At 62.8% G+C, this 6,007-nt stretch carries 7 protein-coding genes; 5 read left to right on the forward strand and 2 right to left on the reverse strand.

The window, feature by feature from the left end; all coding sequences use genetic code 11:
- Positions 1 to 32: 32 nt before the first annotated feature.
- Entirely contained in the window at positions 33 to 575 is a 543-nt protein-coding gene (gene hemJ, locus NKH80_RS22740; RefSeq protein WP_352993591.1) for a protoporphyrinogen oxidase HemJ, read from the reverse strand.
- A 5-nt stretch (positions 576 to 580) separates the two neighbouring features.
- Positions 581 to 1,609 (reverse strand): uroporphyrinogen decarboxylase, encoded by a 1,029-nt coding sequence (hemE, locus tag NKH80_RS22745; RefSeq protein ID WP_352877068.1) that lies wholly within the window; start codon positions 1,607 to 1,609, stop codon positions 581 to 583.
- Between the two features lie 401 nt (positions 1,610 to 2,010).
- Here hemE and NKH80_RS22750 point away from each other — a divergent pair, with 401 nt between their 5' ends.
- The 5 genes from NKH80_RS22750 (at position 2,011) to dnaQ (ending at position 5,840) form a co-directional block, all read left to right on the forward strand.
- Entirely contained in the window at positions 2,011 to 2,829 is an 819-nt protein-coding gene (locus tag NKH80_RS22750) for a pyruvate, water dikinase regulatory protein (RefSeq protein ID WP_352993578.1), read from the forward strand.
- Between the two features lie 171 nt (positions 2,830 to 3,000).
- Positions 3,001 to 3,600, forward strand: a complete 600-nt coding sequence (locus NKH80_RS22755; protein ID WP_352993580.1) for a Maf-like protein — start codon at positions 3,001 to 3,003, stop codon at positions 3,598 to 3,600.
- Positions 3,593 to 4,435 (forward strand): shikimate dehydrogenase, encoded by an 843-nt coding sequence (locus NKH80_RS22760; RefSeq protein ID WP_352993582.1) that lies wholly within the window; start codon positions 3,593 to 3,595, stop codon positions 4,433 to 4,435. The genes NKH80_RS22755 and NKH80_RS22760 overlap by 8 nt, the downstream gene beginning before the upstream one ends.
- On the forward strand, positions 4,432 to 5,034 hold the full coding sequence (coaE, locus tag NKH80_RS22765) for a dephospho-CoA kinase (protein WP_352993584.1): 603 nt from the start codon (positions 4,432 to 4,434) through the stop codon (positions 5,032 to 5,034). The genes NKH80_RS22760 and coaE overlap by 4 nt, the downstream gene beginning before the upstream one ends.
- 86 nt (positions 5,035 to 5,120) lie before the next feature.
- A complete protein-coding gene (gene dnaQ, locus NKH80_RS22770; RefSeq protein WP_352993586.1) occupies positions 5,121 to 5,840 on the forward strand; it encodes a DNA polymerase III subunit epsilon in 720 nt (239 codons plus the stop codon).
- The last annotated feature ends 167 nt before the right edge of the window (positions 5,841 to 6,007 follow it).

The following is a 6,007-nucleotide window of genomic DNA, read 5'->3' on the forward strand; positions in this document are numbered from 1 at the left end:
AGCAAGCCGCCTTTTGCGGGCAACCGAGGACGTCAGAACGGTTTTACGATAACCAGGACGACGATGACGATCATCAGCAATGTAGGGATCTCATTGACGATCCGCCAGTGCCTTGCCGATTTTTCATTGCGGTCTTCGGCAAATTTGCGGACGGCGCCGGCGAGATAGCCATGCACGGCCGACAGACCAACCACCGCAGCGATCTTGGCATGCAGCCAGCCGCCCTGAAAACCAAAGCCTTTCCAGGCGAGCCACAGGCCGAATGCCCAGGTAATCAGCATTGCCGGATTGATGATGCCGCGCAGCAGGCGGCGCTCCATCACCTTGAAAGTCTCCGACTGGACGGAGCCTTTTTCGGCATCGGCATGATAGACCAGCAAGCGCGGCAGATAGAGCATCCCCGCCATCCAGGAGATGACGGCAATCACATGGATCGCCTTCGCCCAGGGATAGAAATCATCGGGCCCGAAGAAAAACAGCAGCCCAGCCAGCACCAGGAAGATGGCGATCGCAATTGCCGCGCGGCGCATCGCCCCTCGACCGCTGTTGGTGCTGTTCGCATTGTCTGCGCCCATCATCGTCACGATGCGCTCCGCACCAGTTTCATCATCTGCTCGACATGCGCCAGCGGCGTCTCCGGCGTGATGCCGTGGCCGAGGTTGAAGATCAGTGGTCCGTCGCCCAGCGCCTTCAGGATCGCCGCTACGCCGTCGGCAAGCGCCTTGCCGCCGGCTACAAGCCTCAGCGGATCGAGATTGCCCTGCACGGCGCCGTCGCGCTGCAATTCCTTCGCCGTCGACAAGGGCACGGTCCAGTCGAGGCCGAGCCCGGTCACGCCGGTCTTCTGGCGATAGCTTCGATAGTGATCTCCCGCGCCCTTGGGAAAGCCGATGATCGGAACGTTGGGATGGACAGCCTTCACTTGCCGGACGATCTCGGCCACCGGCTCGACGCAGAACAATTCGAAAGACGCTTCGTCGAGCACGCCTGACCACGAATCGAAGATCTGCACGACATCGGCGCCGGCTTCGATCTGGCGGATCAGATAGGCAGCCGAATGATCGGCGAGCACCTTCAGCAGCCGAAGAAAGGCCGCCGGCTCGCGATAGGCGAACAGCCTGGCCGGGGCCTGGTCGGGCGTACCGTGGCCGGCAATCATGTAGGTCGCCACTGTCCAGGGCGCACCGCAGAAGCCGATCAGCGTCGTTTCATCGGGCAGTCTGGCGCGCAATCGCCGCACCGTCTCGTAGACCGGCTCGAGATTCACGTGAAACGTTTCGCCGTCGAGAGCCTCGATCTCCACAGCCGTGATCGGCGTCAGCAGCGGGCCGCGTCCTTCCTCGAAGCGCACGTCGCGGCCGAGCGCATGCGGCACGACAAGGATGTCGGAAAACAGGATCGATGCATCGAAGCCGAAGCGTTCGATCGGCTGCAGCGTCACTTCGACGGCGAGATCCGGGTCGTAACAGAGATCGAGGAAGGATCCGGCCCGCCTCCTCGTCTCTCGGTATTCCGGCAGATAGCGGCCGGCCTGGCGCATCATCCAGACCGGTGGCGGAAACGCCGTCTTGCCTCTCAACACGTCCAGCACGATCCGGTCTTGAGGCATTGAGCGCTAGCCTTTCCAGGCTTCCCTATAATTAAATATTCTATGTTTAGGAATCTTATGATTCTAAGAGTCTGTTGGTTGTGGTGGTTGTCTCCTGTCCCGCTTTGCCCTGAAAAAGACCAGCCAGCATATTGTCGCGCGCTTCTCCAGCGGGATTGCAGGACTTTGTGGAAAACCGCGAATTTACGACTGGAGTCAATGCGTTGCCGCCACGCCAGGGAAATTGCCCCTGTGGATGAAGCGAAGGCAAAAAGCTCCGTCCCCGGACTTGTCCCCAACCGCCCGGAGAAGCCGACAGCACATCGAATTGTGGACAAACCGGCATCTGATACAGTCGCTTTGCGGTGGCCGAGTTTTCCGCCCGGCTTATCCACATCGGCCCACAGCCTGGAATGTATCCTGTGAACAAACCGCAAAGCTTCTTTCATCTTCACCTGATTTCCGACGCGACCGGCGAAACGCTGCTGGCTGCCGGCCGCGCGGCTTCCGCGCAATACAAGGATGCGCGCGCCATCGAACATATCTATCCGCTCATTCGCACCGAAAAGCAGGTGACGAAGGTGTTCGAAGACATCGAAGAGGAGCCAGGCATCATCCTCTACACGGTGGTCGACCAGAAGCTTGCCCGTGGCATTGACGAACGCTGCGCGGCCATGGGCCTGCCCTGCGTCTCGGTGCTGGAACCGGTGCTGACGGTGTTCCAGTCCTATCTCGGCACGCCTGCCGGCCGACGCGTCGGTGCCCAGCATGTGCTGGACGCCGAATATTTCCGCCGCATCGACGCGCTCAACTTCACCATGGAGCATGACGATGGCCAGCTGCCGGCCAATATGGATGATGCCGACATCGTGCTCGTCGGCATCTCCCGCACCTCGAAGACGCCGACCAGCATCTATCTCGCCAATCGCGGCATCAAGACCGCCAACATCCCGATCGTGCTCGGCGTGCCGGTGCCCGAAAGCCTGGTCAATGCCACGCGACCGCTGATCGTCGGCCTGGTCGCCACCGCCGAACGGATCTCGCAGGTCCGGCAGAACCGCGTTCTCGGCACCAGCGCCTACGAACCGACCGACTATGTCGACCGTGCCGCGATCGCCGAAGAGCTTGCCTATGCCCGCCAGATATGCACGCGGCATGGGTGGCCGATGATCGACGTCAGCCGCCGTTCGATCGAGGAGACGGCGGCGGCCATCGTTGCCCTGCGCGGCAAGACGCGGTAGGGCATGTCGATATTCAGGTGATGCCGGCCTGCGAACGGCGGTTTCCTGCGCTTCCGGTACTCACGGACCCAAATGTCCGCTCCGTTCCGGTTCTCGGAACCCACCATTCTCGACTCGGCCTGACCTGAATCTCGACACACCCTAGTGAGCGCCAGGAAACGGGCGAAAAAAATGGCCGAAAAAATCATCCTTGCCTCGGGCAGCCCGTTCCGCAAGGCGCTGCTCGTCAATGCCGGCGTCACTGTCGAAGCGGTTCCGGCTTCTGTCGATGAGCGCGCGCTGGAGGCGCCGCTGCAGAATAGTGGCGTGTCGCCGGAGGACGTCGCCCTGGTGCTCGCCGAAGCCAAGGCCACCGAAGTCAGCGAGCGCAGGCCCGGCGCCCTGGTGCTCGGCTGCGACCAGACGCTGTCGCTCGGCGACGAGTTGTTCCACAAGCCGGCCGACATGGAAGGGGCGCGCCGTCATCTGCTGGCGCTGTCGGGCAAGACGCATCATCTCAACAGCGCCGTCGTGCTCGCCCGTGACGGCCAGGTTCTGTGGCGGCATGTCGGCATCGCCAGTCTGACCATGCGCAAGCTCGATCCGGCCTTCATCGGCCGCCATCTGGCGCGCGTCGGCGCCAAGGCGTTGTCCAGCGTCGGCGCCTACCAGATCGAAGGCGAAGGCATCCAGCTATTCGAAAAAATCGAAGGCGATTATTTTACCATTGTCGGTCTGCCACTCTTGCCGGTGCTGGCCAAGCTGCGTGAGTTCGGGGCGATCGATGGCTGAGGCCTCGAAAAAAGCCTTCGTCACCGGCCACCCGATCGCCCATTCCAGGTCTCCGAAGATCCACGGCCATTGGCTGGCGAAATACGGCATCGACGGTGTCTACGAGGCCATTGACGTTGCACCGGAGGCCTTTGCCGAATTCCTGCAGACGCTGCAGGCACAAGGCTATCGCGGCGGCAACGTCACCATCCCGCACAAGGAAGCCGCCTTCGCTTTGGCCGAGCGGCGTGACGCCGACGCCGAACAGATCGGTGCGGTCAATACGCTGTGGTTCGAGAATGGCGAATTGTGGGGCGGCAACACCGATGCCCATGGCTTCGCCGCCAATCTGGACGAATATGCACCGGGCTGGGCGGCCAACGGCCCCGCCGTGGTGCTCGGTGCCGGCGGCGCCGCTCGCGCGGTCATCCATGCGCTGAAGCAGCGCGGCATCAACGATATCCGCATCGTCAACCGGACGCTTGCGAGGGCGCAGGAGCTGCGCGACCGCTTCGGTGCCGGCGTCTCCGCCCATGGCATGGCGGCGACCGGCGAATTCCTCGAAGATGCCGGCCTGCTGGTCAACACGACGGCGCTCGGCATGCATGGCAATGAAGGCCTGTCCGCGGATCCGGGCAGACTGCCGGACCGCGCCATCGTCACCGACATCGTCTACGTGCCGCTGGAGACGCCGCTGCTTGCCACCGCCAAAGCGCGCGGCCTGAGAACCGTCGACGGGCTCGGCATGCTGCTGCACCAGGCGGTGCCCGGCTTCGAGCGCTGGTTCGGCATCAGGCCAGAAGTCACCGCCGAACTGCGGCAAATGATTATTGCCGATATCGGCGCGATAAAATGATCGTGCTCGGCCTCACCGGATCGATCGGCATGGGCAAATCGACCACGGCCAAGATGTTTGCCGAAGCCGGCGTGCCGGTCCATGATTCCGACGAGGCTGTGCATCGCCTTTATGCCGGCAAGGCCGCGCCCTTGGTCGAGGCGGCCTTTCCCGGCACCACCAGATCCGGTGCGGTCGACCGCGCGGCACTGGCGGAGCGGGTGCTCGGCGACGCCCCCGCGCTGAAACGGCTGGAAGCGATCATCCATCCGCTGGTCCGCGCCGATGCCGATGCGTTCCTGGCTGAAAATCGTGCCGCCGGCGCGCCGCTTGCCGTGCTCGATATACCGCTGCTGTTCGAGACCGGCGGCGGGAACCGCGTCGACAAGGTCGTGGTCGTCACCGCGCCGCCTGAAGTTCAGCGCGCCCGCGTGCTGGCGCGGCCGGGCATGAACGAGGAGAAACTGGCGTCGATCCTGGCCAGGCAGGTTCCCGACGCCGAAAAGCGCCGGCGCGCCGACTTTGTCATCGACACTGGTCAGGGCTTTGACGCCGCTCGCGCGGCCGTCAAGGCCATCATCGCCGAACTAGTCGTGGATAAGGCAGCCAAGCCTGGTTAAGAGGCTTGCAGACCCACATTAGTTGTTGCCATTTTGTTCCTGGTGTGATTCGGCTAGAATGATGCCGGAACCAGTGGACTGATTCGATGCGTGAGATCATCTTCGATACGGAAACCACCGGCCTCGACACGCGCGAGGACCGCGTCATCGAGCTTGGCGGCGTCGAGTTGGTCAACCGTTTCCCGACCGGCCGAACTTTCCACAAATATATCAACCCGCAAGGCCGCCAGATCCATCACGAGGCGCAGGCCGTGCACGGCATCAGCGCCGCCGATCTCGTCGGCAAGCCGACTTTCATGGAGATCGCCGAGGAGTTTCTGGCCTTCATCGACGGCGCCAAACTGGTCGCGCACAATGCCGGCTTCGACATCGGCTTCCTCAATCTCGAGTTCGGCCGGCTGGGCCATCCGGCCATCGATCCGGGACGGATCGTCGACACGCTGGCGCTGGCGCGCCGCAAGCATCCGATGGGCCCCAATTCGCTCGACGCGCTCTGCCGCCGCTACGGCATCGACAACGGCCGCCGCACCAAGCACGGCGCGCTGCTCGATTCGGAATTGCTGGCCGAGGTCTATATCGAGCTCATCGGCGGCAAGCAGGCAAGCCTTATCCTCGACAGCATCCTGACTCCGACGGGCGGCAGGCAGAATGTCGAAGACATCGATATTTCGATCGGCGTCAGGCCGATCACCTTGCCGTCGCGCCTGACCGACGCCGAGCGCACCGCGCACGCGGGCATGGTTGGCACATTGGGCGAAAAGGCGCTCTGGCTGCGCGTCGCCCAGGAAGCGAGTTCCGCGGCGTAGTGATTTTGACCGGACAGAGGGCGGCGCTGTCCCGCCGACGTCTCAAACAAAAAACCCGGCGCAAGGCCGGGTTTTCAAACGCTAGAGCGGCGGACTTTCATGTGAGTCCATAGCCTGCGGCAGTGAAGTAGTTTCTGCATTCTGTTGGAGAGAAGAGATTGCAGATA

It is taken from the genome of Mesorhizobium sp. M0904 (assembly GCF_040319475.1).
GTDB lineage: Bacteria > Pseudomonadota > Alphaproteobacteria > Rhizobiales > Rhizobiaceae > Mesorhizobium.

Bases quoted from the DNA above. Each gene is read 5' to 3' on its own strand.
- hemJ (WP_352993591.1), bottom strand. From the start codon at position 575: ATGGGCGCAGACAATGCGAACAGCACCAACAGCGGTCGAGGGGCGATG.
- hemE (WP_352877068.1), bottom strand. From the start codon at position 1,609: ATGCCTCAAGACCGGATCGTGCTGGACGTGTTGAGAGGCAAGACGGCG.
- NKH80_RS22755 (WP_352993580.1), top strand. From the start codon at position 3,001: ATGGCCGAAAAAATCATCCTTGCCTCGGGCAGCCCGTTCCGCAAGGCG.
- NKH80_RS22760 (WP_352993582.1), top strand. From the start codon at position 3,593: ATGGCTGAGGCCTCGAAAAAAGCCTTCGTCACCGGCCACCCGATCGCC.
- coaE (WP_352993584.1), top strand. From the start codon at position 4,432: ATGATCGTGCTCGGCCTCACCGGATCGATCGGCATGGGCAAATCGACC.
- dnaQ (WP_352993586.1), top strand. From the start codon at position 5,121: ATGCGTGAGATCATCTTCGATACGGAAACCACCGGCCTCGACACGCGC.